Origin of the sequence: Burkholderia aenigmatica (genome assembly GCF_048627025.1) — a bacterium.
GTDB lineage: Bacteria > Pseudomonadota > Gammaproteobacteria > Burkholderiales > Burkholderiaceae > Burkholderia > Burkholderia aenigmatica.
In genome coordinates this window covers 1,822,977-1,848,537 of the sequence record NZ_CP184468.1, presented here as the reverse complement: position 1 = coordinate 1,848,537, position 25,561 = coordinate 1,822,977, and the positions used below count along the sequence as shown (strand labels likewise).

Here is a 25,561-nt window from a genome sequence, read left to right as displayed (position 1 = left end):
TCCGCCGATCGACCGCCGCGCACTCAGCGCGTGGCCGGCAGCTTCAGCATCGTCTCGGTCATCACGTCGGCCAGCTTCAGCGCCGACATCGGCCCGCCGAACCCCCAGATATTGCGTTCGATGAGCGCGATCCGGTGTTCCCGCATCGCGGGCACGAAGCGCCACACCGGCGAATCGAGTTTCTCGGACAACGGCACCTCCATTCCCGATGCGGTCACGAACAGCACGGCCAGGTCGCGCTGCCTGAGCAGGTCGGCCGACGTCACGTACAGCGTGCCTTCCCGCGTCGGCTTCTTCGGCCACGGATCGAGGCCGAGCACCCGCGCGAGGCCCGCCGACGTACTGTTGCCCGTATAGGCCCAGTAGCGGTCGGGCAAGCCCAGATCCTGCAGCAGCGCGATGCGCTCGCCCGTGCGCCCGGCGGCCGCAAGCCGCGCCGCATTGCGCGCGATGCCCGCATCGAGTTGCGCATCGACCGCCTGCGCACGCGCGTCGCGCCCCGTGACCGCGCCGATCGTCCGGAAGATCTGCCGCATCCAGTCGAGCTGCGTGACCGGCACACCGCCGTCCGACACGTTCGGGCTGAACTGGAACAGGATAGTCGGCGCGATCCGGTCGAGCGCGTCGAAAATCGGCGCATGCCGGAAGCCGACGCCGATGATCAGGTCGGGCTTGACCGCCGCGATCGCTTCGAGCCCCGGCTCCTGGCGCGAACCGATATCGGTCACGTTCGCGAGCCGGTCGCTTTGATAACCGAGCCAACCGGGATAAAACGCCGTATCGGCCATCCCGACCGGCACGAGGTCGAGCGCGATCATGCTTTCCGCGAACATGAAGTCGAGCGCGACCACGCGTTGCGGGCGCACCGGCATCGTCGCGCTCGCCTGCGACACGACGGGATTGCCGGCCAGCGACACGGCGCCCGGCGCACGCATGCCCTGCGCGCGATGGGCATCGAGGGTCGCGGCAACGGCGCCGGACGACGCGGAAAACGCGCCGCAGCACGCGGCGCCGAGCGCTGCGAGTGCGCGGAGCGCGTGCCGGCGGCCGGCATCCGTCACCGGATCGCGTCCTGCTCGGCCAGCGCCGTGTCGTCCATCGTCAGTAGCAGGGGGCAGCTTCCACACAGTTGCGTTTCTCCAGGAATTTCATAGCGCAGGCAGCACACGCGGCGCGCGCGAAATGGCGTCGGCAGCAGCGCCGAGCGCGGCACGGCATCGCGCACGGGCACGCGCAGCGGATTCGGTTCGCCGTGCACGCAGCTCGAACCGAACAGCCAGTCCGCATCGCGGACGGGATCGACGGCGCATGGCAGCGAACGATACGTATCGAGCAGATAGTCGAGCAGGTTGCCCGCGTTGCTCCACAGCACGCGCGGCGTGACGCGCCCCATCGCCGCGAGCAGGTCGATCACCGCGCCGAGATGCGCGACGAGCCCCGCATAGCGTGGCGCCGGGTCGTCGCACGGTTCGCCGAGGGCATCGTGCGTGAAGTACAGCGCCGCGGGCATCCCGTCGTCGAGCGCGACGAACGTGCGCTCGGGCGTCATGTCGAGCGGCCGGCCGAGCGTCAGCGCGGCGACGACGCCGGCCGGCGCCGCGCGGCCGAAATAGTATTTGCTCCATTGCGACATCAGCGCGCGCGCATGCTGCGCCGGATCGCCGCCGTAATGGCGGACCATCGCGTCGAGCACGATGTCGCGGTGCGCGGGCAACGCGCTGACCGGCACGATGAGGCGGCCCGGCGCGTGCGCGTCGTCGGGCATGCCGAGCCAGACGACGTCGAGGTGTTCGGCGAACGGTTCGGGCGCGAACGCCGAGAAGCGCGTGGCGCGCGCGCCGTCGAGCGCGGGCGTCATCGCCCTGCGCGCCGGGCGCGGCGCCCCTCGAGGATCAGCAGCCCGAGCAGGTACGGTGCGCCGATCAGCGCGGTCAGCACGCCGGCCGGCACTTCGCGCGGCGCGACGACGGTTCGTGCCGCGAGATCCGCCACCCCGAGGATCAGCGCGCCGCACGCGGCCGCGAGCCACAGCCGCGTCCGGTGCCGGCGCGCGCCGAGCATCGTTGCGACGTGCGGCGCCATCAACCCGATGAAGCCGACCGGCCCGACCGCCGCGACGGCCGCACACGCGGCGAGCGTCGCGATCGTCAGCGCAAGCGGCCGCAGCGCGGCTACCGGCAGGCCGAGCGCGGCCGCCTGGTCGTCGCCGAGCGCGAGCATGTCGAGCGGTTTCGCGAGCCACGCGAACACGGGCACCGCGAGCACGCACCACGGCAGCAGCATCGACACCTCGCCCCAGCTCCGGCCATAGGTACCGCCGACGAGCCACACGACGAAGCGCGCGGGCTGCACGCTTTCCTGCGTGATCAGCCATTGCGCGAGCGTGGTCCACAGCGCGCCGATCACGATGCCCGTCAGCGCCACCGCGAGCGGCGCGTAACGATGCCGGTGATTCAGCGCGAGCGTGATCGCGAGCGACAGCCCGCCGCCGATCAGTGCGGCGGCCGCGAGCGTCACGTGGCCCATCAGCGGCCACGTCGACAGCGCAAACAGCGTGACGAGCCCTGCGCCTTGCGTGACGCCGAGCACTTCGGGGCCCGCGAGCGGATTACGCACGACGCTCTGCATCGCGACGCCGCTGACCGCCAGCAGCGCGCCGGCAAGAAGCGCGCACAACAGGCGCGGCATGCGCAGGTCGATCAGCATCCGCGCGAGCGCATCGTGGCCGGACAACGCGGCCGACCAGCGCGCGATCGACAGCCACTCGGAGCCGGCCGACACGCCGACGAACACGACCAGCACGCCTGCCACGACGAACAGGACCGTGCGCAGCGGCCAGCCGAACCGTTCGAGCCAGCCGACGAGCCGAGTCGAACCGCCGCCCGCCGCGCGTTCGGCATCCGCGTGCAGCACGCCCGACCACGCGGCACCGCGCCGGATCATCGCCAGCATCAGCGGCGTGCCGACCAGCGCGATCGCGACGCCGGTCGACAGCGTGGCGTCGAGACCCGACGCGAGCACCGCGCTGTCGGTGACGAGGACGAGCGCCCCGCCCGCGAGCGCCGACAGCGGCACCAGCACGCCGAGCCGAGCCGCGCGCGCGCCGCGCACCTGGCGCAGCAGGTTCGGCGCGACGAGGCCGACATACGACAGCGGGCCCGCGATACTGACGGCCACGCTCGTGAACGCGACCGCGACGATCGTCGCGGCGAACCGCGTCGCGTCGACGCGCACGCCGGCCGCGGCCGCCGCCTCGTCACCGAGCGTGAGCGGATTCAGCGGCCGGATCACGAACGGCAATGCGATGAGCGGCACGACGAGCCAGCGCGCGGCGAGCGCGAGGCCCGTCGCGCCCGGCTGATAGAGGCTACCGTTGGCCCACAGCGCGGCCCCCGCGATGTTCTGCTCGAAGAACGCGAGCACGAGCGTCGACAGCGCGGCGAACAGCAGCATGCACACGCTGCCGGCGAGCACGAGGCGCAACGGCGTCGCACGCCAGCCGCCGGCCGCGACGATCGCGCAGGCGGCCGCGGCCAGCCCGCACGCGAACAGCAGCGGCACCGACGCGACGCCCGCCAGCGACGGCACCAGCATCGCCGCGAGCAGGCCGAGCTGGGCGCCGCCCGTCACGCCGAGCAGGTCGGGCGACGCGAGCGGATTGCGCGTGAGCGACTGGAACAGCGCACCCGCGATGCCGAGGCAGCCGCCCGCGACGAGCGCCGCCGCGACCCGCGGCAGGTTGAGGTCGAACAGGAACACGTGCGCGAGCGCGGCGGCATCGCTGCCGGGCACCGCGTCCCACCACACGCGCAGATCGGGGGCGACACGCAGCACTGCGAGTGCCGCGATCAGCGCGACCAGGCCGATCGCGATCGTACCGGCCCGGCCCGTTGCCGCGCCCTTCCCCGCCGCCGCGAGGCGCTTGCGCGTCGCGAGCGTCGTCATACGGCAAGATCCCGGTCGAAGACGCCGGCCGCCTGCGGCGCGCCGTCGGTCGACGGCCCGTAGGCCGGCACGCACATCGGTGCGCCCGTCTGCGGATGCGCGAGCTTCAGCATCTCGACGCCGAACGCCGCGCGCAGCCGCGCCGGTTCGAGCATCGCATCGGGCGAGCCCTGCGCGACGAGGCGGCCCGCGCGCATCAGCACGATCTCGTCGCTGTACGCGGCCGCCTGGTTCAGGTCGTGCAGCACCCACACGATCGTCAGCCCGCGTGCGCGGTTCAGCGCACGCAGCGCATCGAGGATGTCGAGCTGGTGATGGATGTCGAGATAGGTCGTCGGTTCGTCGAGCAGCACGATCGGCGCCTGCTGCGCGAGCGCCATCGCGATCCACGCACGCTGGCGCTCGCCGCCCGACAGCGCGCCGACGTCGCGGCCCGCGTCGTCGGCGAGGCCGCTCGTCTCGAGTGCCTCGCCGATCGCCGCATGGTCGGCCCGCGACAGGCCACGCAGGAAGCCGCCGTACGCATAGCGCCCGTACGCGACGAGCTCGCGCACCGTGAGGCCCGACGGAATCTGGTTGAACTGCGCGAGCATCGTCAGCTCGCGCGCGAGCGCGCGACGGCGAAACGACGCGAGCGGCTGGCCGTTGACTTCGACATGGCCGGCACGCGCGGGCTGCAGGCCCGCGAGCGTGCGCAGCAGCGTGCTCTTGCCGCAGCCGTTCGGTCCACACAGCGCGGTTACGCGGCCGGCCGCGATCGACAGGTCCAGCCCGTCGATCACGACATGGTCGCGATACCCTACCGACAGCCCGCGCGCGGCAAGCGCGGCGGTACTACGCGTCATCAATCCTCCGTTCGGTCACGCGGGACCGTGTAACTCTGCGCCATCGCGACGACGACCTTGCGCGGCCCCTCGAACGGGTCGCGCGCATGCGCGGTCAGCATGTTGTCGAGCATCAGCACGTCGCCCGTGCGCCACGGGAACACGATGCGCTGCTGGTCGAGCACACCGCGGATCTCCGCGAGCGCGTCCGCTTCGAGCGGTTCGCCGTCGCCGTAATACACGTTGCGCGGCACGTTCTCGAGCCCGACCGCGTCGACGAGCGCTTCCTGCATGTCGTCGTCGAGCGCCGACAGGTGAAACAGGTTCGCCTGGTTGAACCACACGCGGTCGCCCGTGCGCGGATGGCGCGCGACGGCCTGGCAGCGTTCGCGGGTGCGCAGCAGCAGTTCGCCGTCGTCGTCGGTGCGCCACGCGCATTCGATGCCGCGCGCTGCGCACATCCGTTCGACCTCGGCCGGCTCGTCGGTGCCGAACGACTGCTGCCACGGCAGATCGAGCCCCTGCCCGAAATTGCGGACGTACAGCAGCTCGCGCTGCTCGAAGCGCGCAATCAGCGCCGGATCGAGCGCGCGATAGACGGCGCGGCTGTCCGCGATCGGCGTCGCCCCGCCCTGCGGCGCCGCGAGCGCGCAGTGAAACCAGATCCGCAGCGGCCATTCGCGCGTGTACGACTGCTCGTTGTGCAGCGGAATCGCGCGGTGCGGCGGGTATTCGGTCGACGTGTAGACCGCGCCTTCCACCTGGCTGCGCGGCGTCGATGCGTATTCATAGCCGATCAGCGGATCGCCGAACGACGCCGCGAACTGCTGGAACGCGTCGATCGACGGCACGTGAAAACCCGTGAACAGCACGCCGCCCGCCCGTTCGAGCGTGTCGGCCGCGATCTTGCGCGCGAGCGGCGCGACGTCGTCGATCGACATCCCGTCGCTGCCGCGCGGCGACACGACGGTGGGCAGCCCCGGCTCGATACGCAGGTCGTCGAGCGTCGGCAACGTAAGCAGGGTCATGCAACGTCCTCTTCAGGTGGCGCGCCGGATCACGGCGCAGCGGGTCACGACGCGCGCGATGCGCGCTCGCCGTCCATCGCGCGGCGCAGGCTCGCGGGGCGCATGTCGGTCCAGACTGTCTCGATGTGCGCGAGACAGTCGGCTTTCGGGCCGCTCACGCCGACCTCGCGCCAGCCGGCCGGCACGGGCCGGAACGTCGGCCAGATCGAATACTGTTCTTCGTCGTTGATGACGACCGTATAGACGAGGTCGTCGGTGTCGGCGGAAGGCGTCGTGGCTTGCGTCATGATCGGAAATCGCTGAGGCGGTTGAAGGTGGCGAAGCGGCGGTGTCGGCCGCTCCTGTCTGATAGACGATTGGCCGGCGCGGTTTTTTACCGGCGCCGTGCGCGACCGCCCAGGAACACCGGGCACGCGACGCCGCGATGGCACGCGTCGAGGCATTCCGCGCAGTGGCGCTCCGCGTCGCGCACCATGAAATGCACGAGCGTCTGCGACACGTTCAGCGCGCGCGCCGCGGTCTGCAGCGTCTCCTCGCGCAGCCGCACCATCTCGAATGCCGCGCGGCTGCGCGCCGGCAGGTCGTCGAGGGCGGCCCACACGCGCCGCAGCGTGTCGCGCGTCAGCAGCGCGGCTTCCGGCGTCGGCTCGGGCGACGGCACGTCGAAGCCGTCGTCCTCTTCCGTGTGATAGACGTTCTCGAGGCTTTGCCGGCGGCACGCGTCGATCGACGCATTGCGCACCATCCGCGTCACGTACGCGACCGGCTGGCGCACCGCGTCCTGGTTCGGGAATTCGACGAGCTTCACGAACACGTCGTGTACGACATCCTCGGCGCGGCTCGCGCAGCCGACGAAGCCGCGCGCGACATTGACGAGCATCGTGCGATGCGAGATCAGCACGTCGAGCAATGCCCCCTGCGCACGGGGCTCCGCGGTACGGCACGCACGCAGCGGCCGATCGGAATTACGGCCGAGGAACGGGTTCGGCGCTGCCGCCGCCGGTCGGTCGAGCACTTCCGCCATCGCCATCGATCTGCTCCGTCAAATTCCGAGATAGCGCAATTTAACGTAAACGCAAATCATTCTCAATCCGATTACAGGATGACCCTTTCGACTACCAGGATTTGTCTGAATAATCGCCGGAATCGTTGCATGAACAGACGGGACGCGTGCGGCCGGTCGCGGCACGCGGCCACCCGCGCGTCCGTCCGGCGCGCATGGCTCGCGTCGCGCCGACACGATCTTTCACGAGTCTGACGAAACGCCTGCGCCTGTCATGCGCGGTAGCAACTTATTACCACGTGAAATTTTGAGGGCTCGTACGATCGACTTGCCGTTTCCAAGGGAGAACAACATGAAATCCATCGTGTTATCCGCTGTCATGGTGGGCGCGCTGTCGAGCGTGATGCTCACTGGTTGCGTCGCCTATCCTGCCCCGGCCGAAGTCACGATCGGCTGGCATGGCGATCGCTACTGGGACGGCAATCGCTACTGGGAGCGCCGCGACTGGGAGGCTCAGCATCCGGGCGGGCATGACGACCGCCGCGACGATCGCCGGGACGACCATCGCGACGACCAGCGGCCGCAGTGGTAAGGCCCCGCCGCTCCCGTGACCTGCAATTCAACGACCGCACCTCAACATGAAGACGCTACTGAAAACCCTGACCGTCGCGGCGCTCGCCGCTGCCGTACTCGTGCCGGCCATCGCCGAGGCGCATCCGCACCGGGTGTGTCACTTCGACCATCACCATCACAAGATGTGCCGCTGGGTGCGCTGAGCCTCGCGCAGCAGATGTGAAAAACGCCGGCAAGCCGGCGTTTTTTTCGTTTTACCGACTCTGCGGCAACACCCTGCGTCGCACGATGCAACGCACGCCGCTCACGCCGCACAGCGCTCAATACAGAAAAATCCGGATCGTCGCCGACGCGTCGAACGGCCCGATCTTCGGTGGTCCGAACGACTTGAGCACCGCATCGAGCAACACGGTCTGATTGGCGACGTTGGCCGCAAACTGCGCGAGCGTGAATTGCTTGTTGAATTCGATCGCCTTGCCCTGGCTGTCTTCCAGGCCAATGCCGAAGTTGCTCTTGCTTTCAGGCACCAGCAAGCCGTTCTGCACGTCGCCCTTCGTCGCTTCAAAGTAACCGTCGACGCGCACCGGGATGCTGCATTTCTTCGTCAGCGACAGCGAAAACCGCTTGCGCGGCACGGCCGGCAGGAAGCCATTGCCGGACGCCTGCACCTGGCCGAAATTGACGATACCGGGCTCGGGCGTCACCAGCACGTCGACGGTGCATGGCGTCGGCTTGAGTTTTTGCAGCCCGCTCAGGTAGTAGCGGAAACTTCCATTGCTGTTCAGCCCGCGCTCGCCGTCGAACTGGAACACCGCGTAGGTGTCCGACGGCGGCGTCACCCACGTTCCGCGCTTGCGCACGACAATCTGATACGTGATGCTGATCGGCACCTTGGGGCACCGCCCTTGCCCGACCTCCCAATCACTCAAATAGCACACGCCCACGGAGCTGCCCGTTTCGATGCGATCACCCAGCAGGCTGCCGTGCCCGAAATGGTCTTTGCCACCGTAGCGAATGCCGACTTCGAGCCCCCATGCAGCCGGATTCTGCGTCGCCGGATTCGCGTAGAAGTAAACCGGCTCGGGAAAGTTCTGCAGCCTGGGGATATCCTTGTAGCAATAGCCGGTCGTCGTGCGCGGTGGCGAGACCCAGATCACGTAGCCGTCCGGCGCGTCGGTCGGATACGACGCGACATTGCCGATCGATTCGGTCAGCGACATGCCGCTGCCGTTCGCGACACATTTCAACGCCCACGCCGGCTGCGCAAGCGCGACGAACAGCGCGAGCACACACCATCGGAGCCACTTGGGCATCCGCGTCGTCACCCCGCTTCGCGTGCCCCAGCTCATTTCTTCACGCTCTTGCACGCACCCGCCTCGCACGCATACTCCACCGCCACCTGGCCGCCGTAGTCGTCCACATGCGTGACGAACAGCGTCGACGGCGTCGCGGCCTTGAACGGCACGTCGGCCGAGCTCATCGGGCTGACCATCACCGGCTCCAGCGGCACGGGCGTCTTCTGTGCGCCCGACGCCACGTCGACGATCGTGATGTGATAGGGCGTCGGGTTGTCGAACACCAGCTTGTGCGCGGCCGCGTCCACCCGCAGCGTCATCGGCAGCGTCCAGTCCTCGTCGCGCACCGGCTGCACGGCCTTCGGCCGGTAGAACAGCTTCATCTGCGTATGCAGCGCGATCTGCAGCGAGTTCGGCACATCGCTCTTCGGCGGTACTTCGCGAATGTTCAGGTAGAACACCGTTTCGCGATCGGCCGGCAGCTCGGCACCCGGCAGCTTCGCGATCCGCAGCACGTTGCGCTCGTTCGCTTCGACACGCTGCAGCGGCGGCACGACCATCAGCGGCGACGTGATCTTGTTGTGTTTCTCGTCCTCGAGCCAAGACTGCACGAGATACGGATAGGTCGTGCTCTTGTTGGTGATCGTGACGATCGCAGCCTGTTCGCCTTCGTTGAAGATCACGCGTGTGCGGTCCGGCACGATCGCCGCCTGCGCGGCACCCGCGAGCAGCGCGCCGGCGGTGGCCAGCACGCACCATGCGCGCCGCGGAAAGGAAAGGGAGAGGGAATGGTTCATCGCTGGATCCGTGAAATCATCGTTCGACCCGCGCAGCCGCTGCATGCGACTCGCCGGGTGTCTGGCACGTCACCGGAATCGGCGTGCCTTCGAGTTGAAGCTGGTTCGGCAGTGCGTCGACCGTGCAAAGCGTGCGTTCGCCCGCCCGCACCGCGAGCGTGGATTTCGGCTGAACCTGGGTCAGGAACGCTGCACCGCCCTCGCCGACGATGCCGAGTTCCTTGCCGTTCACCGCGTCCTGCACGGACGCGCCGAACGGCAACGGCTTGCCGGTCGCATCGGTCAGCGTCAGGTACAGGTTGCTACCGCGCGCGGCAGTGAACTTCACGAAGCCGATCGCGCCGTCGGTCAGCACCATGCGCTGGATCGGGTTCGTCACCTGCACTTCGAGCGGCAGCTTCTCGACGTTGACGGTCGCGTCGTACACGTTGTACGGCGAGATGCCGTCGAGCACCCCATAGCCGCGCGAATCGGTATGCGTGAGCGAGCCGGACAGCGGTACGTCGGGCACGCCGTCGGTGGACACCAGCAAGCGCGTATCGCCCGCGTTGCCGTTCGCGTGCGCGGAGATGCCGTACTGCGTCGCGACGAACGAGCCGTCGACCTCGAGCGACGCGGCCGCATACGAATTGACAAGCGTCGACGCCTGCGCGGTGAGCTGGTACGTCGACGAGCGCTGCCGGAAGCTCGCGTTCGCCGATGCACGACCGTCGGTCGCGCCCGTGTTGATCTGGTAGGTACGGCCGTCCGCATCGTCGTAGATGTAGCCGGCGTTCACGCTCGTACTGCCGCTGCCCGTCGTCACGTTCGACGTGACGGTGTGCTTGACGCCGATCGGCAGCGTCGCGGTGACGGAGAACTGGTTGCCGCTCGCGCCCGCGCTCTGCGTGCGAAATGCCGACACGTTCACGCTTACGTTGCGCAGCGCGCCGATCGAGAACGCGCGCGTCAGCGTGATGCCGACGCGTTGCTCGGACGCGCGCGCCCAGTAGGTCGTCTGGTCGTACGAGAAATAGGTCGACGTGTCGCCGAAGCGCTTGGACATCGACGCCGAATAGCGCTGCTTGCTGTTGGCAAGGCCGTATGAAGTCGGATCGCCCGTGAACTGCGCGAAGTTCGTGTACTCGCGCTCCGAAAAACGGTAGCCGAAGAAGCGCACGTCGGCATCGAGCGTGTCGAAGTGCTTCGAATAGTTGACGCGGTACGAGTTGCCGTTGCGTGTCGCGCCGTTCCACCACAGGCGCGCCCGCGCATGCGTGACGTCGGCCGACAGCGCGCCGAACGATCCGAAATCGCGACCGAGGCCCAGCGCGATCGACGTATAGCCCGACGCGGCGATGAAACCGCCGTACACGGTGAAGTCCAGCGGCAGGCCGTATGCCACTTCGCCGAAACCGAAGAATGGCGTAATGCCGGCGCCGCCGAACTGGCGCGGCTTGCCGAGCGCCATCTTGTAGCGCAATTGCCCGGTACGCGCGAGGAACGGCACGGCGGCCGTCGTCACCTGGAAGCGCTGCACGCTGCCGTCCTCTTCCTCGACCGCGACGTCGAGCGTGCCCTGCACGCTCGTGTTGATGTTCTGCAGCGCAAAGGCGCCCGGCGACACGCGCGTCACGTACAGCACGCGGCCTGCCTGCGACACGGTCACGGTCGCGTTGGTGCGCGCGACGCCCGAGATCAGCGGCGCATAGCCGCGCAACGACGGCGGCAGCATGCGGTCGTCGCTGCGGATCGACGCGCCCGTCAGCGCGAACGTGTCGAAAATGTCGGAGCTCAGGTAGTCGTCGCCGAACGTCGCGGTCGACTGGATCGACGGCAGCGCGCGAAATGCGTAAAGCCGGCTGAAGCGGAACGTTCGGTCCGCGTACGCCGTGTTGCCGACGTTCGACTGCGCCTGGTAGTCGCCACGAAAGCGCCATGCGTCCCAGTTCGCGCCGATCGTCCCGTAGGCCTGGATCGAATTCGTCTGTCGGCCTGCCGCGCCGAAGCTGCGGTTGGTGTTCGCGATCACGCGATAGTCGAGCATCGCGCCGGGAATCCCTTCGGACCAGTTCTCCGGCGGCAGGTAGGTCGAATCGGTGAACTCGAGCGCGGCCTGCGGAATCGTGATCTTGAGCCGCCCGTCGCTTTTCAGGTAACGCACGGTCGCCCCTTCGATCGCCGTCAGGTCGACGCAGCTTCCGCCCTGGAAACGCGGCAGGTCCTTCGCAAGCGACGGCTTCAGGCCGAACCGCGCGACGAGTTCCGGACGCAGGCATGGCTTGCCCGCACCGGACGTGTCGACGGCCACGAACTCGATCGCCTGCAGCCCGAGGAACAGGTCGTTGACCTGCACGTCGAGCATGTACTCGCCCGGCAGCGTGAAGTCGGGCTGCGAGAACTGCGACAGGTCGACGTTGCTCGTTCCGCCGATGTCGAGGAACGACGAATTGAATTCCGTCGCATGGCTCTGGCTGCCGACAACCAGCACGGAGACGCAAAGGAAGGAATGTCTGATTCGCACGCGGCGCTACCGGAAGTCCGAGGAGAAGAAAACAGGAAGGAAAGAAGAGGGAGGAAGGGATGCACGCACCCCTCCTCCGATACAGGCGCTTACTCGTAGCGAACCGTGAAGTTCGCGACGCTGTCGGCCGTACCCGGCGTCACGCCGGCAGCCGTCGCTTCGTAGCGCGCCCCGAACGTCACGGTGTTGTTGCCCTTCGACAGCAGCGTCGGCGCAGCTTGCTCGACGCCGTTGTCGAGGTCTTCACCCGACGCGCTCTGCAGACGGATGCCGACGTTGGTTGCGGAACCGATCGTTGCGAGCAGCTTCGGCTGCGTTGCGTTCGACGTGCCTGTGAACGTGAACTTCGCCTGCTTCGACACGCTGGTGTCGCAATCCGTCAGCGTGATCTGGAACGTAACCGGCTGGGACTTGTCGCCAGCCTTCGTGAACGCGTTGGTCGGCACCTTGCCGAGCTGCACGGTCTGGTTGACCGAACCCGAATCGATGCCGCATGCGCCCGCGACGATCTCGCCCTTGAAGTTGATCGTGCCGGTGCCCGCTGCGAAAGCCGAGGTCGACAGGGCCGCGAGTGCGACAGCGGTCAGGAGGGATTTTTTCATGACGTTACCCGTAAGGAGTGCAAATGGAGTAGATGACGTGGCGGACACAAACGGCAGCGTGTGGTGGCTCCCGTCCGTCACGAGGCGGCATTATCGAGATAAACATGAAAGTTTTCTGTAAATCATTGTCAAATCCCTCTGACAATGTCCGATTCACCCCTCTAAATTCACACTCTTTCCCGTCAATTTTCAATCCGTTTATTTTTATCCGCAGTCCTTCTTTATTTTTCGGAAGCAATTGAAGATTAAAGATATTTCCGGTCGACAACCGACGCCACCCCGCTCCTCCTTGCTGGCAAAGGCTCCCGCAAGATCCCCCCGGAAAAAGACAAAACATTGTCCGGCTCCGCCATCGTTGTCAGACGACAACGCCAATATCAAATCATTTTCAACAAACAGGAAATTAACCGACGATTTAATCAAGCCAATTTTTTCGCGCAAACGATTGCGATATAAATACAAACGTTTTACTGCGACACTTTGCCGCCCTCATTATTTCCAATACATGGATTAATCCGGGCGTCAATTCCGGATCGGAAAGCGCGTGCCTGCGTGGCCGCCGGAACCCGACATCCGGGTCGCATCGCAGGCGCGAGAAAAGGAAAAATGAACCGCACACGTTTGCGCGGGATTGCGACACGAACGGTCGCCGGACGCAGGCCGTTCCGGAACGCGCATGTGCGCGCTGCCGCAGGATGAAAAACGTCCTGCCCGGCCTGTCGGAGGGGAATATCGGTGGGGAAAGATAGCGCGAGAACAGCGATATCGGTTGAAGAAAACGGCGGCGGCACGTCGCATCGTACCGCCGCCGTTGTGCCGCCTGACGCGCTGCCGCGTCAGGCGACGGGTATTACGCGGACGCCTCGGCCTCCGCCGACACCGGCGACCAGCCGCCGCCGAGCGCGCGGTACAGCGTGATCGCATTCGCGAGCCTGAGCTGCTTGAGCCGGATCAGCTCCTGCCCCGACTCGTAGGTACTGCGCTGCGCGTCGAGCAGTTCGAGATACGTCGCCACACCACCCGCGTAGCGGCGCTCCGCGAGCTTCAGCCGCGCGCCGTCGGCCGCATACACGTCCTGCTGCGCGACGAGCTGGCGATCGATCCAGTCGCGCGCGGCGAATGCGTCGGCCACTTCGCGGAACGCGGTCTGCACCGTCTTCTCGTATTCGGCCACCGCGATGTGCTTGCGCGCGTTCGCGACGTCGAGGTTCGCGCGATTGCGTCCGCCCGCGAAGATCGGCAGCGTGATGCGCGGCGCGAACGTCCACACGCCCGTGCCGCCGGTAAACAGGCTCGAGAATGCGTCGCTGACCGAGCCGTAATCGGTCGTCAGCGTGATGCGCGGGAAGAACGCCGCACGCGCGGCGCCGATCTGCGCGTTGGCGGCCTTGAGCCGTGCCTCCGCCTGCCGGATGTCCGGCCGCCGCTCGAGGAGCGCACTCGGCGCGCCGGGCGCCACGGGCGCGATCGACAGCGTGTCGAGCGCGGTCGTGTCGCCGGGCGCGTTGCGCGCGAAATCGCCCGCGAGCAACTGCAGCGCCCGCACGGACTGCGCATGCTCGCGCTCCAGTGCGGCCTGCGACGCGCGCGCGGAGGCCACCAGCATCTCGGCCGAGCGCAGCTCGATCGCGTCGCTCGTGCCGGCTGCATAGCGGCGCTGCGTGAGCGCGGCCATGCGTTCGCGTGCATCCAGCGTACGCTGCGCCAACGCGAGCTGTTCGTGCAGCGAGCGCTCCGAGACGTACGCGCCCGCCACATCGGCAATCACGCCGATACGCACCGTGCGCTGTGCGTTGGCCGTCGCGAAATACTCGGCGAGCGCCGCGTCGGACAGACTGCGCACGCGGCCGAACAGGTCGAGCTCGTACGCGCTGATGCCGACGCCCGCGCGATACAGCCCGCTGATCGCGCTTTCGCGCACGACCGGATCGTACTGACGCGCACGGTCATAGCCCAGATTCGCATCGACCGACGGCATCAGGTCCGCGCGCTGCACGCCGTACAGCGCACGCGCTTCCTCGAGCCGGCCGGCCGCGACCCGCAGGTCGCGGTTGTTCGCGAGCGCCGCATCGATCCATGCCTGCAGCGCGGCATCGGTAAAGTACGTGCGCCAGTCGTCGAGCAGCGCGGCGTCGGCGGGCGACGTTGCGGCCGCCGCGGGTGCGGCACCGCCGTCGACCGGCGCATAGGTAGCCGGCACCGGCGCCGCCGGCCGCTCGTAACGCGGCGCGAGCGTGCAGCCGGCCAGCGCGAGCGCGGCGGCCAGCGCTACCTGAACCCGCAGCGCGGCGCGTGCATTGAGCGCAAACATCATTGGGAACCCTCCATCGTCGCCGGCTGCGCCCCGCCGCGCCGGCGCGGGCCGACGTCGAACAGGCGGCCGACGATCACGAAAAACAGCGGGACGAGGAACACCGCGAGCACGGTCGCCGTGATCACGCCGCCCAGCACGCCGGTGCCGATCGCCATCTGCGCGCCGGACGCGGCGCCCGACGCGAACGCCAGCGGCAGCACGCCGACGCCGAACGCGAGCGACGTCATCACGATCGGCCGCAGCCGCAGGCGCGCGGCCTCGAGCGCCGCGTCGACGAGCGACATGCGCTGCGCGACCAGGTCCTTCGCGACTTCGACGATCAGGATCGCGTTCTTCGCGGACAGCCCGATCGTCGCGATCAGCCCCACCTTGAAGTAGATGTCGTTCGGCATCATCCGCAGCGTGACGCCGAGCACCGCGCCGATCACGCCGAGCGGCACGACCAGCATCACCGCGAACGGAATCGACCAGCTCTCGTAAAGCGCCGCGAGCGCGAGGAACACGACGAGCACCGACAGCGCGAACAGCATCGGCGCCTGCGCGCCCGACAGCCGCTCTTCGAACGATTGCCCCGACCACGAGTAGCCGGTGCCGGCCGGCAGCTTACCGGCGAGCCGCTCGATCGCGGCCATCGCCTCGCCGCTGCTGTGGCCTTCCGCGGCCGAGCCGTTGATCGTGAACGACGGAAAGCCGTTGTAGCGCGTGAGCTGCGGCGGCCCGAGCGTCCAGTGCAGCGTCGTGAACGCCGCGAGCGGCACCATCTCGCCATGCGAGTTGCGCACGCGCAGCTTCTTCACGTCGTCCGGATCGAGCCGGTGCAGCCCGTCGGCCTGCACGATCACGCGCCGCACCTGCGTGCCGTGCATGAAGTCGCCGATATAGTCGGAGCCGAACATCACCGCGAGCGTCGTGTTGATCTCGTCCATCGACACGCCGAGTGCGGACGCCTTCGCGCGATCGATGTCGAGCTTCAACTGCGGCGCGTCCTGCGTGCCGGCGAACATCAGGTCGGTCAACGCCGGATCCTTGCGGCCCGTCGCGAGCAGCTGCTCGCGCGCGGCGCTGAACGTCGCGTAGTCGAGCCCGCCGCGGTTCTGCAGCCGGAAGTCGAAGCCGCTCGTCGAGCCGAGATCGGGCAGCGCCGGCGAGTTCATCGCAAACACCGTCGTGTTCGGCGTGCCCGCGAAGCGCTCGTTGATGCGCGCGACGATCGCCTGCACGTGCGCGTCTTCGGACTTGCGCTCCTTCCAGTTCTTCAGCGTAACGAAGATCATCCCGCCGTTCGGCCCTTCTCCGTACAGGTTGAAACCGCCGAGCGCATACGTGTAGGCGGCCGGCTCGTCGCGGCGGATGGTCGACTCGACTTCCCGCACGCTCTGCATCGTTTCCGCGAGCGGCGTGCCTTGCGGGCGGATCACCATCACCATGAAGTTGCCCTGGTCCTCGTCCGGCAGGAACGCGGTCGGCAGCTGCGTGAGCATCAGCGCCGCGGCCCCGGTCAGCGCGCCGTACACGACGAGCCAGCGCACCGGCTTCTTCAGCATCGTGCCGACGCGCGTCGCATAGCGCTGCGTCGAGTTTGCGACGAAGCGGTTGAACCAGCCGAAGAAGCCGCGCTTCTCGTGATGGTCGCCGGACACCGGCTTGAGCAGCGTCGCACACAGCGCGGGCGTCAGCGACAGTGCGAGGAAGGCCGAGAAGCCGATCGACACCGCGAGCGACAGCGCGAACTGCCGGTAGATGTTGCCCACCGCGCCACCGAAGAACGCCATCGGCAAGAACACCGACGTCAGCACCACGGTGATCCCGATGATCGCGCCGCTGATCTGCTTCATCGCCTTGACGGTCGCATCGTAGGGCCCGAGCCCCTCCTCGACCATCAGCCGCTCGACGTTCTCGACCACGACGATCGCGTCGTCGACGAGGATGCCGATCGCGAGCACCATCCCGAACATCGTCAGCACGTTGATCGAGAAGCCCGCCGCATACATCACGCCGAACGTGCCCGCGAGCGCGACCGGCACGACGAGCGTCGGGATCAGCGTCGCCCGCAGGTTCTGCATGAACAGGAACATCACGAGGAACACGAGCACGCCGGCCTCGATCAGCGTCGTGACGACCTTGTTCATCGACACGCGCACGAACGACGACGTCTCGTACGGGATCTGGTATTTCACGCCCGGCGGGAAATACGCGGACAGCTCGTCCATCGTCGCGCGCACGCGCTTCTCGGTGGAGACCGCGTTCGAGCCCGGCGCGAGCTTGATGCCCATCCCGGTCGCGACCTTGCCGTTCACGTACGACGGGTAGTTGTAGTCGTTGCCGCCGAACTCGATGCGTGCGACGTCGCGCAGGTACAGCGCGGAGCCGTCGGCCTGCGTGCGCAGCGCGATCGCGCCGAAGTCGGCGGGCGTCTTGAGCGGTGCATCGGCGAACACGGTCGCCGCGATCGGCGCGCTGGCCGGCACTGCGGTGCGGCCGATGTCGCCGATCGTCACGCGCGCGTTGTGTGCGCGCACCGCCGACGCGATATCGGACGCGGTGAGGCCGTGCCCGGCCATCTTCACCGGGTCGGGCCAGATCCGCATCGCGTACTCGGCGCCCCAGAACTGCACCTTGCCGACGCCCTCGACGCGACGCAGTGCCTGCACGACGTTCGCCGACGCATATTCGCCGAGCTGCACGCCGGTCATCCGCCCGTCGTCGGACGTCAGCGACACCACGAACTGGATGTTGTCGGCGGCCTTCTCGACCTGGATACCGTCACGCCGTACCGGTTCGGGCAGCCGCGCCTCGACCGTCTTCAGCCGGTTCTGCACTTCGACGGCCGCGAGATCGGCATTCACGCCCTGCTTGAACGTCAGGTACAGCGACGCCATCCCGGCGCTGCTGGTGGCCGACGTATACATCAGCCCCGGCGCGCCGTTCATTTCGCGCTCGATCAGCGCGGTCACCGATTCCTCGACGACCTGCGCGGACGCGCCCGGGTACGTCGCATAGATGCTGACGACGGGCGGTGCGATGTCCGGGTACTGCGCCACGGGCAGCGCGCGAATCGCGAATGCGCCGCCCAGCATGATGAAGATTGCGATCACCCACGCGAAGACGGGGCGATCGATGAAGAAACGTGCCATGGTGGTGTGGTGTTAACCAGTCAGGTTTGACGGGCGGCCGCCTGCGAAGCGGCTGCTGCCGGCACCGCCTGCGACGGCGGCGCCTGCTCGACGGGCTTGACGGCCGTATCGGGCGCGAACTGCGCGGCGTTGTCGACGATCACGCGCTCGCCGCCCGCGAGGCCGCGCGTGATGCGCCAGTCATGGCCGGTCATCTGGTCGGCCACGACCTCGACGTCCTTGACCTTGCCGTTCGTACCGACGACCCGCACCGACGTACGGTCGGTCGTGCGCAGCAGCGCATCGCGCGGCACGAGGATCGCCCGCTGGTCGACGGCCGTGTCGAGCGCGATCCGCACATACGCGCCCGGCAGCAACTCGCGCTCCGGATTCGGGAACAGCGCGCGCATCGCGACGGTGTCGGTGGTCGGATCGACCGCGAGATCGCTGAACAGCAGCTTGCCCTTCAGCGGATACGCGGTGCCGTCGGCGCGCAGCAGCGTCACCGCGATGTCGTGTTGCGCGATGCCCGTTGCCCGCCCGCTCTTCACCGCGCGGCGCAGCGCGTCGACGTCGGCGGCCGGCTGCGAAAAGTTCACGTAGATCGGATCGAGCTGCTCGACGGTCGTGAGCGGCGTCGCCTGGTCCTGGCCGACGAGCGCGCCTTCGGTCACGAGCGCGCGCCGTGCGCGGCCCGCGATCGGCGCGGTGACGGTCGCATAGTCGAGCTGCAACTGTGCCCGTGCGAGCTCCGCCTTCGCGGACGCGACGTCGGCCTTCGCCTGCGTGTCGCCGGCAACGGCCTCGGTGTGGTCGCGCTCGCTCACTGCGCGGTCGCGCACGAGATCGTCGTAACGGCGGCGCTTGTCGCTCGCCGCGAGCGCGGCGGCCTGCGCCTTCGCGAACGCACCCTGCGCGGCGTCGCGCGCAGCCTTCAGCGGCGCGGGATCGATGCGGAACAGCACCGCGCCCTGCTTCACTTCCTGGCCTTCCTCATAGGTGCGGGCGGTCACGATGCCCGCGACCCGCGCGCGCACTTCCGCCTGCCGGTATGCGTCGAGCCGGCCCGGCAGTTCGACGGTCATCGGCACGGCCGTCGGATGCACCGTCACGACCGTGGCCTGTTTCGCGGTCTCCGGCGCGGTGTCCTTGTCGCCCTTTCCACATCCGGCCAGGGCCAGCACGGCCGCCAGCGCGAACGGCGCCAGCCGGTGGCGCAACAGGGAGCGATTGTTATTCATGTGTGACCTCGGATCGATCGCCGCCGATAAAATGCGGCAGCTCAGGGTGGCCGATTATAATCAGTCACGACTGATTAAATACACGCCCCTTCAATCTGACCGTCACACTGTCTCAATAAAACGACAGCGAACTGTAAGGAATCTCAGGACATGGCCCGCAAGACCCGCGAAGAATCGCTCGCCATCAAGCACCGGATCCTCGACGCCGCCGAGCTCGTGCTGCTCGAGAAAGGCGTGGCGCAAACCGCGATGGCCGATCTCGCCGAGGCCGCCGGGATGTCGCGCGGCGCCGTCTACGGCCACTACCGCAACAAGATGGAAGTGTGTCTCGCGATGTGCGACCGCGCGTTCGCGCGCACGTCGGAAGGCTTCGACGCGGGCGAGGGGCTGCCCCCGCTCGCCACGCTGCGGCACGCCGCATCGCACTATCTGCAGGAATGCGGCGAGCCGGGGCCGATGCAGCGCGTGCTCGTGATCCTCTATACGAAGTGCGAGCAGAGCGAAGAGAACGGCGCGCTGCAGCGGCGCCGCATGCTGCTCGAATTGCAGATGCTGCGGATCACGAAGGCACTGCTGCGCCGCGCGATCGCGGCCGGCGAAATCGCCGCCGATCTCGACGTGCATCTGGCCGCCGTCTATCTCGTGTCGCTGCTCGAAGGCGTGTTCGCGTCGATGATCTGGACCAACCGGCTGCGCGGCAACCTGTGGAACGACGCCGAGGCCATGCTCGACGCCGGCTTCGACACCGTGCGCACGTCCGCCGCGTTGCGCAGCCGCGCGCACAAATTGCCGGACTGATTGAAATTGTCGTAATAAATGCTGATTTAACCCGATTTACCGCACTGCGAAACGAATGAGCTGACCCCCTTTAAAATTTTTAACGTTTCGCGGAACATCGGTAGACTGACGCTGTCATCTTTCTTTAGCGTCTTCGTGATAACCGGGTACGACCCGGTATGCACGCCGCCGTTCGAAGCGGGCCCGCCCCGCGCGTTGGGTCGAACGGAAACGACACAGGCCCCTGGCGGGGCCTGTTTTGTTGCACGCCCGCCGCCCGCCCCGTCGCTGCCCGACGGCTGTGCCGCCGGTGGACCCTGCCCACACCCCTTTGAACCGCTTTCCTGGATGTGGACACCTTGGTCAAGTCTGCCGCTACCCCTGATGCTTTCGCGCCCGGCCGCGCGCAGCGCATTGCGCGCGCGCTCGTGCCGGCCGCCGTGCTCGGCGCCCTCGCCGCCCTCGGCCTCGCCGCACTGCCGGCCGTGTCGCAATTGCCGGGCGCCGTCGACTCGGGCACGGCCGCGCTGCCGCAGCGCGTGCTGTCCGACACGCCGTTTCCCACCGCGCAGCATTTCGTGACGAGCGAGCTCGCCCGCACGATCGGCGAGCGCAACGATGCCGGCGAACGCCACGATCGCAGCCAGCAGCCGGGCCTGTTCGCACCGCTCAGCGCACACCGCAACGACATGCTCGGCTATGCGAGCCTGTTCCAGTTCGCGGCCCCTGAAAACCAGCACGGCATGCGCGCGGGCGACATCGAGCTCACGCTGTCCGATACGCTGAACCGTCTCGACGTGCCGCCCGAGGTGCGCATCCAGCTCGGCGATCTCGTCAGCGGCAAGGTCGCGATGCGTGCGAGCGCGCAGCGCGGCGACTATTACCGCGTCGCGTTCGAGTCGAACGACGGCACGCCGCGCCTCACCGCGCTCGAACTGCGCGTCGCCGGCCGCACCTTCGGCGCGATCTGGTTCCGCGCGCCGGGCGCCGAGCACGGCGCGTACTACGCGCTCGACGGCTCGCCGCTCGAAGCCGCCGCCTTCACGATGCCGGTCAAGTGGACGCGCATCAGCTCGTTCTTCGGCGAGCGCATCCATCCGCTGTCGCAAGCGATGGCGTTCCACACGGGCGTCGATCTCGCCGCGCCGACCGGCACGCCCGTCGACGCCGCGGCCGACGGCGTCGTGTCGTTCGTCGGTACCGATCCGGGCGGCTACGGCCACTACGTGATCGTCGATCACGCCGATGGTTATTCGACCTACTACGCGCACCTGTCCGCGTTCGCGCACGGCCTCAAGACAGGCGAGACCGTGAAGCAGGGCCAGCGCATCGGCTCGGTCGGGATGACCGGCGCCGCAACAGGCCCGCACCTGCACTTCGAAGTGCGCGTCGCGAACAATCCGGTCGATCCGCTCGTCACGCTCGCGAGCGCGCAGACGGCGCTGTCCGACATGCAGCTCACCGCCTTCCGCCAGGAAGCGGCGCAATGGCGCCTCCGCCTCGCGTCGATCAATACGGCGCCGTTCGCGTTCGCGCAGAACGACGGGCCGCTGTGGGGCGATTTCGCGATCGACACCTCGACGCTGCGCGCGGTCTTCAATACGCACTACGCCGCGTCGTGATGCACCTGCCGCCCGCCGTCGCTCGATGAACAGCGGCGCGCGCGGCCGGCCCTCTACCGTCCTTGTCCGTACTGCCTGGTGGGCTGTCGGCTGCGCAGATTCACCGACACATCCTCACCGGCATCGCGAGACAGCCGCAACATGCCTTTATCGTGCGGGTTCCGTGCACTCGCCCGCCACCTGCGCAGCGCGTTCCGCGCGCGGGCGACGCGACAGCAGCCAGCGTGCCACGCCGTCGAGCGACGTGCACAGCACCAGATAAATCAGCGCGACGAACAGGAAGATCGGCGCCGGATACACCATCAGCCGGTTGTTCACCTGCGTCGCGACGAACGACAGCTCCGGCACGCCGACGATATACGCAAGCGACGTGTCCTTCACAAGCGCGACCCACTGGTTGACGAACGACGGCGTCATGATCCGGATCGCCTGCGGCAGCAGCACGTAGCGCACCGTCTGCCAGCGCGTGAGCCCGAGCGACAGCCCGGCCTGCCATTGCCCGTCGCCCGCCGCGACGATGCCCGCATGCACCGCGTGCGCGAGATACGCACCGCCGATCAGCGCGAGCGCACACACGACCGTCGCAAGCCCCGGCACGTCCATGTGCAGCAGCATCGGCATCAGGAAGTAGGTCCAGAAAATCAGCATCAGCACCGGAATCGCGCGGAAAAAGCCGATGAACGCGAGCAACAGCACGCGCGCCGGGCCGCGCGCGAGCGCCATCGCAACGCCGAGCGCGATGCCGAGCACGGCCGATGCGACGGCCGACGCGATCGCGAGCAGCAGCGACAGCGCGGCCCCGCCGAGCGGCCCTTCCGGAAATGCGCCGACGAGCAGGTACGGCAGATTGGCGAACAGTAGCGAAAAATCCATCGTCAGCGCCCCGCTCCCAGCCGGTCGCGCCATTGCGTCGCCGCATACGCGCCTGCTTCGATCGCGGCCACCGCCGCGACGTACAGCACGGTCGCGACGCCGAATGCGGCGAACGTCTTGAACGTCTCGGTCTCGACCTGCCTCGATGCATACGACAGCTCGGCCACGCCGATCGCCATCGCGAGCGACGAGTTCTTCACGAGATTCATGTATTGGCCGAACAGCGGCGGCAACGCGATGCGCACGGCCTGCGGCAGCACCACGTAGCGCAGCGACTGCATCGGCGTGAGGCCGAGCGCAGCCGCCGCATCGTGCTGCGCGCGCCGCACGCCGCGCAGGCCCGCTTCGCATTCCTCGGCGACGAACGCGGCCGTGTACGCGCTCAACCCGACCCAGCCCGCGACGAATTCGAACGACGGCCATGCGAGCGTGAACGGGCCGATGCTCAACGCATGGCGCGCGTTCAGCCACGCGATCCACGTGTCGGGCAGCAGCGACGCGACACCGAAATACCAGAACAGCAACTGCACGAGCAGCGGCGTGTTGCGGAACGTGACGACGTACGCAGCCGCCACCGCGCGCGGCACCGTGCCGCGTGCATGCCGCATCACCGCGAGCAGCAGCCCACCGGCGGTCGCGGCGACGGCCGACGCAGCCGCGAGGCCGAGTGTCAGCAGAAAGCCCTGCCAGAGCCAGGACAGATATTTGGGAGCCAACCCGAGCATGCTGTGTTGCGGGCGCGAAGCGCGCGATCGGAAGAAAGCGGAAAACGCCGCGAGGCCGATGGTCCGGCCGAACGCGGCGCACGTGCGAGGCGGATCAGGTCTTGTCGCCGATCCGGAAGATGCGCGTGAGCGGCGTCTTCGTCGTCGGCCCGAACCATGCGTCGTAGATCTGCACGGCGCGGCCGTTCGCCTCGAGCCCCTTCAGCGTGTCGTTGACGAAGCCGAGCAGGCGCGTCTCGCCCTTCGGCACGCCGACGCCCATGTAGTCGTTCGAGATCGTGAACGCCGGGATCTCGTAATTCTGCTTGTCGGGCACGTTCGCGAGCAGGCCGATCAGCTTCGGGCCGTCCTGCGTGATCGCCTGCACGTTGCCGGCGCGCAGCGCGGCGAACGCGAACGGCGTGTCGTCATACGCGACGATCGTCGCCTTCGGGAATTTCTCGCGCAGCGTGATTTCGTTGGTCGTGCCCTTGTCGGCACCGACGCGCAGCGCGTTCAGCTGGTCGGCCGATTTCAGCACGCCCTTCTTCGCGAGAAACTGCTGGCCCGACGAGAAATACGGAATGCTGAAGTCGACCTGCTTCGCGCGCTCGTCGGTGATCGTGAAGTTCGCGAGCACCAGATCGACCTTGCCGGACGTCAGGAACGGGATGCGGTTCGCGGGGTTGGTCGGCTGGAGTTGCAGCTTCACGCCGAGCTTGTCGGCGAGTGCCTTCGCATAGTCGACGTCGAGGCCGACGATGTGATTGCTTTTGCCGTCGACATAACCGAACGGCGGGTTGCTGTCGAACGTCGCGACGCGCAGCACGCCAGTCTTCTTGATATCGTCGAGACGGTCCGCATGCGCGACAGTGCCTGCGGTAATGAGTGCAGCCCCGACGAGCCACGTAGCGAGCGTGTGGATTTTCATGAGCACGACCTGATTTGTTATGAAGGCCGCCGCGGATCGCGCGGCGGCCCGGTTCGAAGAACATCGCGACGGAGTGTGTCGTCGCGAAGCCGCTAACGTATCAGCGCGTGCGGCGAATCCGAACCAACAAATGGTGCTTTGCTCAGCGGGTTTCGTGATGAAGCGCGCCCATTGCGATGCGCGTCATCACGGAAACGTAAACGTGAATTCCGCCGCCCCGTTCGCGTTTCCGGGCCGCAGCTCGCCATCCGTGCCGGTGCGGATGTACCGCGCGCTCAGCGGGATCGTCGCCAGGTCGCCCGTGCGCCGCATCGGATAGGCGGTGCCCGTGCCCGGTTCGCCATAGGCAATCCGCTCGCCGGTCATCTCGTTCGTCATCACGATGTTGAATCCGTGCGCGACCGGCTGGCCGGCCGGTGCGTTCAGCTGCAGCAGCGTCTTGTCCGGATTCGGCTGCACGGCCTTGTCGCGGAAACTGATCGACGGCTTCGCCGCGGCCGCACACTGGCTGAGCGTGATATCGAAACTGACCGGCTTCGACATCGCGTGCAACGTCGGAAAATTGTTGATCGCGAAATTGCCGAGGGTCACCGGCACGATCATCTTCGACCCGACCTCGCAGCGGTTCGGCACGTGAATCTCGCACTCGCTGCCAATGCAGACGTTGCCGACGCCGACAAACGCCTTCACCTGCTTGCACAGGTTCGGAGGCGTCGTCTGCTCCGGCACCGTCACGGAGCCGCCCTCCGACGCGACACCTTTCGGCAAGTCGATCGCATAAATCGCGACGGTCGGATTGCCCGGCAGGTTTTTGACGACCAGCTTGCCCTGCGGCAACTGCGAAACCGGCTTGTCGAGCACCAGAAACTGCCGAAAGCGCATCACTCGCGAGTCGCTGCCGCCTTCGCCCGAGCGAATGAGCGCGTGCTTCGCGGTCGCCATCGGCAGCACGCTTTGCTGCAGCATCCGCTCGACGCTATCGCCGGACACGCCGGCCCATTTGAAGCCGATACCATTGACATTCGTTTGCGCGACGCCGTTCTCGACGAGACTGCCCGACGTCCAATGCGCCGCACCCACGAGTTCGTGCGCCGTCGGAGCCGAGCCGTACGTGAACGAGACGAAGAGCGACACGGTGCGTTGATACAGAGTCGCGTTTACCGCGGTCGTACTCGTCAACGGCGTCACCATGCTCCAGGGCGACGCGTCGATATTGCTGAAACTGCACTCCAGCGCCGTCGCGCCGGTACTGCCTTGCGCCATGACGTGCGTCCCGAATGCAAGCATCATGTATCCCGCCATCGCCAGGCGACGCAACGCCCGGCCGACTCGCCCGGGCCTGCGCCATTGAATCGTCTTCATGCTGTCTCCCGTTGCATCGGCGGCGGGCACCCGTCATGCGCGCCCGCCGCCTGT

At 67.6% G+C, this 25,561-nt stretch carries 22 protein-coding genes; 4 read left to right on the top strand and 18 right to left on the bottom strand.

What is annotated here, in order from left to right; translation table 11 throughout:
* Nucleotides 1-23: 23 nt before the first annotated feature.
* The 7 genes from ACN8ZM_RS08675 to ACN8ZM_RS08645 form a co-directional block, all read right to left on the bottom strand.
* A complete protein-coding gene (locus ACN8ZM_RS08675) occupies nucleotides 24-1,061 on the bottom strand; it encodes an ABC transporter substrate-binding protein (RefSeq protein ID WP_420209789.1) in 1,038 nt (345 codons plus the stop codon).
* Entirely contained in the window at nucleotides 1,058-1,858 is an 801-nt protein-coding gene (gene fhuF / locus ACN8ZM_RS08670) for a siderophore-iron reductase FhuF (RefSeq protein WP_420209788.1), read from the bottom strand. Before fhuF ends, ACN8ZM_RS08675 begins: the two co-directional genes overlap by 4 nt.
* Nucleotides 1,855-3,945 (bottom strand): Fe(3+)-hydroxamate ABC transporter permease FhuB, encoded by a 2,091-nt coding sequence (gene fhuB, locus ACN8ZM_RS08665; protein WP_420209787.1) that lies wholly within the window; start codon nucleotides 3,943-3,945, stop codon nucleotides 1,855-1,857. The genes fhuF and fhuB overlap by 4 nt, the downstream gene beginning before the upstream one ends.
* Nucleotides 3,942-4,790 carry an ABC transporter ATP-binding protein gene (locus ACN8ZM_RS08660; RefSeq protein ID WP_420209786.1) on the bottom strand — a complete coding sequence of 283 codons (849 nt, stop codon included), beginning with the start codon at nucleotides 4,788-4,790 and terminating at the stop codon, nucleotides 3,942-3,944. Before ACN8ZM_RS08660 ends, fhuB begins: the two co-directional genes overlap by 4 nt.
* Complete coding sequence (locus ACN8ZM_RS08655; protein WP_301769027.1) at nucleotides 4,790-5,797, bottom strand: TauD/TfdA family dioxygenase; 1,008 nt, start codon at nucleotides 5,795-5,797, stop codon at nucleotides 4,790-4,792. The genes ACN8ZM_RS08660 and ACN8ZM_RS08655 overlap by 1 nt, the downstream gene beginning before the upstream one ends.
* Before the next feature lie 44 nt (nucleotides 5,798-5,841).
* A complete protein-coding gene (locus ACN8ZM_RS08650) occupies nucleotides 5,842-6,084 on the bottom strand; it encodes an MbtH family protein (RefSeq protein ID WP_021163602.1) in 243 nt (80 codons plus the stop codon).
* An 86-nt stretch (nucleotides 6,085-6,170) separates the two neighbouring features.
* Nucleotides 6,171-6,827 (bottom strand): RNA polymerase factor sigma-70, encoded by a 657-nt coding sequence (locus ACN8ZM_RS08645; protein WP_420209785.1) that lies wholly within the window; start codon nucleotides 6,825-6,827, stop codon nucleotides 6,171-6,173.
* A gap of 325 nt (nucleotides 6,828-7,152) precedes the next feature.
* On the opposite strand from ACN8ZM_RS08645, the gene ACN8ZM_RS08640 reads away from it, so the two are divergent.
* Together ACN8ZM_RS08640 and ACN8ZM_RS08635 are read left to right on the top strand one after the other, a co-directional pair.
* The gene (locus tag ACN8ZM_RS08640) at nucleotides 7,153-7,392 is read left to right on the top strand and encodes a hypothetical protein (RefSeq protein WP_043182784.1); all 240 of its coding nucleotides are present in this window, start codon (nucleotides 7,153-7,155) and stop codon (nucleotides 7,390-7,392) included.
* A 46-nt stretch (nucleotides 7,393-7,438) separates the two neighbouring features.
* Nucleotides 7,439-7,576 (top strand): HHHH-motif protein, encoded by a 138-nt coding sequence (locus tag ACN8ZM_RS08635; protein ID WP_011351930.1) that lies wholly within the window; start codon nucleotides 7,439-7,441, stop codon nucleotides 7,574-7,576.
* Nucleotides 7,577-7,693: 117 nt separating this feature from the next.
* Here ACN8ZM_RS08635 and ACN8ZM_RS08630 read toward each other — a convergent pair whose 3' ends face one another.
* From ACN8ZM_RS08630 to ACN8ZM_RS08600, 7 genes are all read right to left on the bottom strand, one after another.
* Entirely contained in the window at nucleotides 7,694-8,722 is a 1,029-nt protein-coding gene (locus tag ACN8ZM_RS08630) for a fimbrial protein (RefSeq protein ID WP_043182783.1), read from the bottom strand.
* Nucleotides 8,719-9,465 (bottom strand): molecular chaperone, encoded by a 747-nt coding sequence (locus ACN8ZM_RS08625; RefSeq protein ID WP_420209784.1) that lies wholly within the window; start codon nucleotides 9,463-9,465, stop codon nucleotides 8,719-8,721. Before ACN8ZM_RS08625 ends, ACN8ZM_RS08630 begins: the two co-directional genes overlap by 4 nt.
* 16 nt (nucleotides 9,466-9,481) lie before the next feature.
* The gene (locus ACN8ZM_RS08620; protein WP_420209783.1) at nucleotides 9,482-11,935 is read right to left on the bottom strand and encodes a fimbria/pilus outer membrane usher protein; all 2,454 of its coding nucleotides are present in this window, start codon (nucleotides 11,933-11,935) and stop codon (nucleotides 9,482-9,484) included.
* 122 nt (nucleotides 11,936-12,057) lie between these two features.
* The gene (locus tag ACN8ZM_RS08615) at nucleotides 12,058-12,570 is read right to left on the bottom strand and encodes a fimbrial protein (protein WP_175022542.1); all 513 of its coding nucleotides are present in this window, start codon (nucleotides 12,568-12,570) and stop codon (nucleotides 12,058-12,060) included.
* A gap of 850 nt (nucleotides 12,571-13,420) precedes the next feature.
* Complete coding sequence (locus tag ACN8ZM_RS08610; RefSeq protein ID WP_043183163.1) at nucleotides 13,421-14,881, bottom strand: efflux transporter outer membrane subunit; 1,461 nt, start codon at nucleotides 14,879-14,881, stop codon at nucleotides 13,421-13,423.
* Nucleotides 14,881-18,018 carry a multidrug efflux RND transporter permease subunit gene (locus ACN8ZM_RS08605; protein ID WP_089450436.1) on the bottom strand — a complete coding sequence of 1,046 codons (3,138 nt, stop codon included), beginning with the start codon at nucleotides 18,016-18,018 and terminating at the stop codon, nucleotides 14,881-14,883. The genes ACN8ZM_RS08610 and ACN8ZM_RS08605 overlap by 1 nt, the downstream gene beginning before the upstream one ends.
* Before the next feature lie 20 nt (nucleotides 18,019-18,038).
* On the bottom strand, nucleotides 18,039-19,238 hold the full coding sequence (locus ACN8ZM_RS08600) for a MexX/AxyX family multidrug efflux RND transporter periplasmic adaptor subunit (RefSeq protein WP_420209782.1): 1,200 nt from the start codon (nucleotides 19,236-19,238) through the stop codon (nucleotides 18,039-18,041).
* Nucleotides 19,239-19,388: 150 nt separating this feature from the next.
* On the opposite strand from ACN8ZM_RS08600, the gene ACN8ZM_RS08595 reads away from it, so the two are divergent.
* Nucleotides 19,389-20,036: a TetR family transcriptional regulator gene (locus ACN8ZM_RS08595; protein ID WP_420209781.1), complete on the top strand. Its 648-nt coding sequence runs from the start codon at nucleotides 19,389-19,391 to the stop codon at nucleotides 20,034-20,036.
* Between the two features lie 338 nt (nucleotides 20,037-20,374).
* Nucleotides 20,375-21,637 (top strand): M23 family metallopeptidase, encoded by a 1,263-nt coding sequence (locus ACN8ZM_RS08590; RefSeq protein WP_420209780.1) that lies wholly within the window; start codon nucleotides 20,375-20,377, stop codon nucleotides 21,635-21,637.
* A gap of 147 nt (nucleotides 21,638-21,784) precedes the next feature.
* Here ACN8ZM_RS08590 and ACN8ZM_RS08585 read toward each other — a convergent pair whose 3' ends face one another.
* The 4 genes from ACN8ZM_RS08585 to ACN8ZM_RS08570 all read right to left on the bottom strand — a co-directional run bounded on the left by ACN8ZM_RS08585 (nucleotide 21,785) and on the right by ACN8ZM_RS08570 (nucleotide 25,507).
* Entirely contained in the window at nucleotides 21,785-22,510 is a 726-nt protein-coding gene (locus ACN8ZM_RS08585; protein WP_420209779.1) for an amino acid ABC transporter permease, read from the bottom strand.
* 2 nt (nucleotides 22,511-22,512) lie between these two features.
* Complete coding sequence (locus tag ACN8ZM_RS08580) at nucleotides 22,513-23,235, bottom strand: amino acid ABC transporter permease (RefSeq protein WP_420209778.1); 723 nt, start codon at nucleotides 23,233-23,235, stop codon at nucleotides 22,513-22,515.
* A gap of 94 nt (nucleotides 23,236-23,329) precedes the next feature.
* A complete protein-coding gene (locus tag ACN8ZM_RS08575) occupies nucleotides 23,330-24,145 on the bottom strand; it encodes an ABC transporter substrate-binding protein (protein ID WP_420209777.1) in 816 nt (271 codons plus the stop codon).
* A gap of 186 nt (nucleotides 24,146-24,331) precedes the next feature.
* Nucleotides 24,332-25,507 carry a fimbrial protein gene (locus ACN8ZM_RS08570; protein WP_420210960.1) on the bottom strand — a complete coding sequence of 392 codons (1,176 nt, stop codon included), beginning with the start codon at nucleotides 25,505-25,507 and terminating at the stop codon, nucleotides 24,332-24,334.
* Nucleotides 25,508-25,561 lie beyond the last annotated feature (54 nt).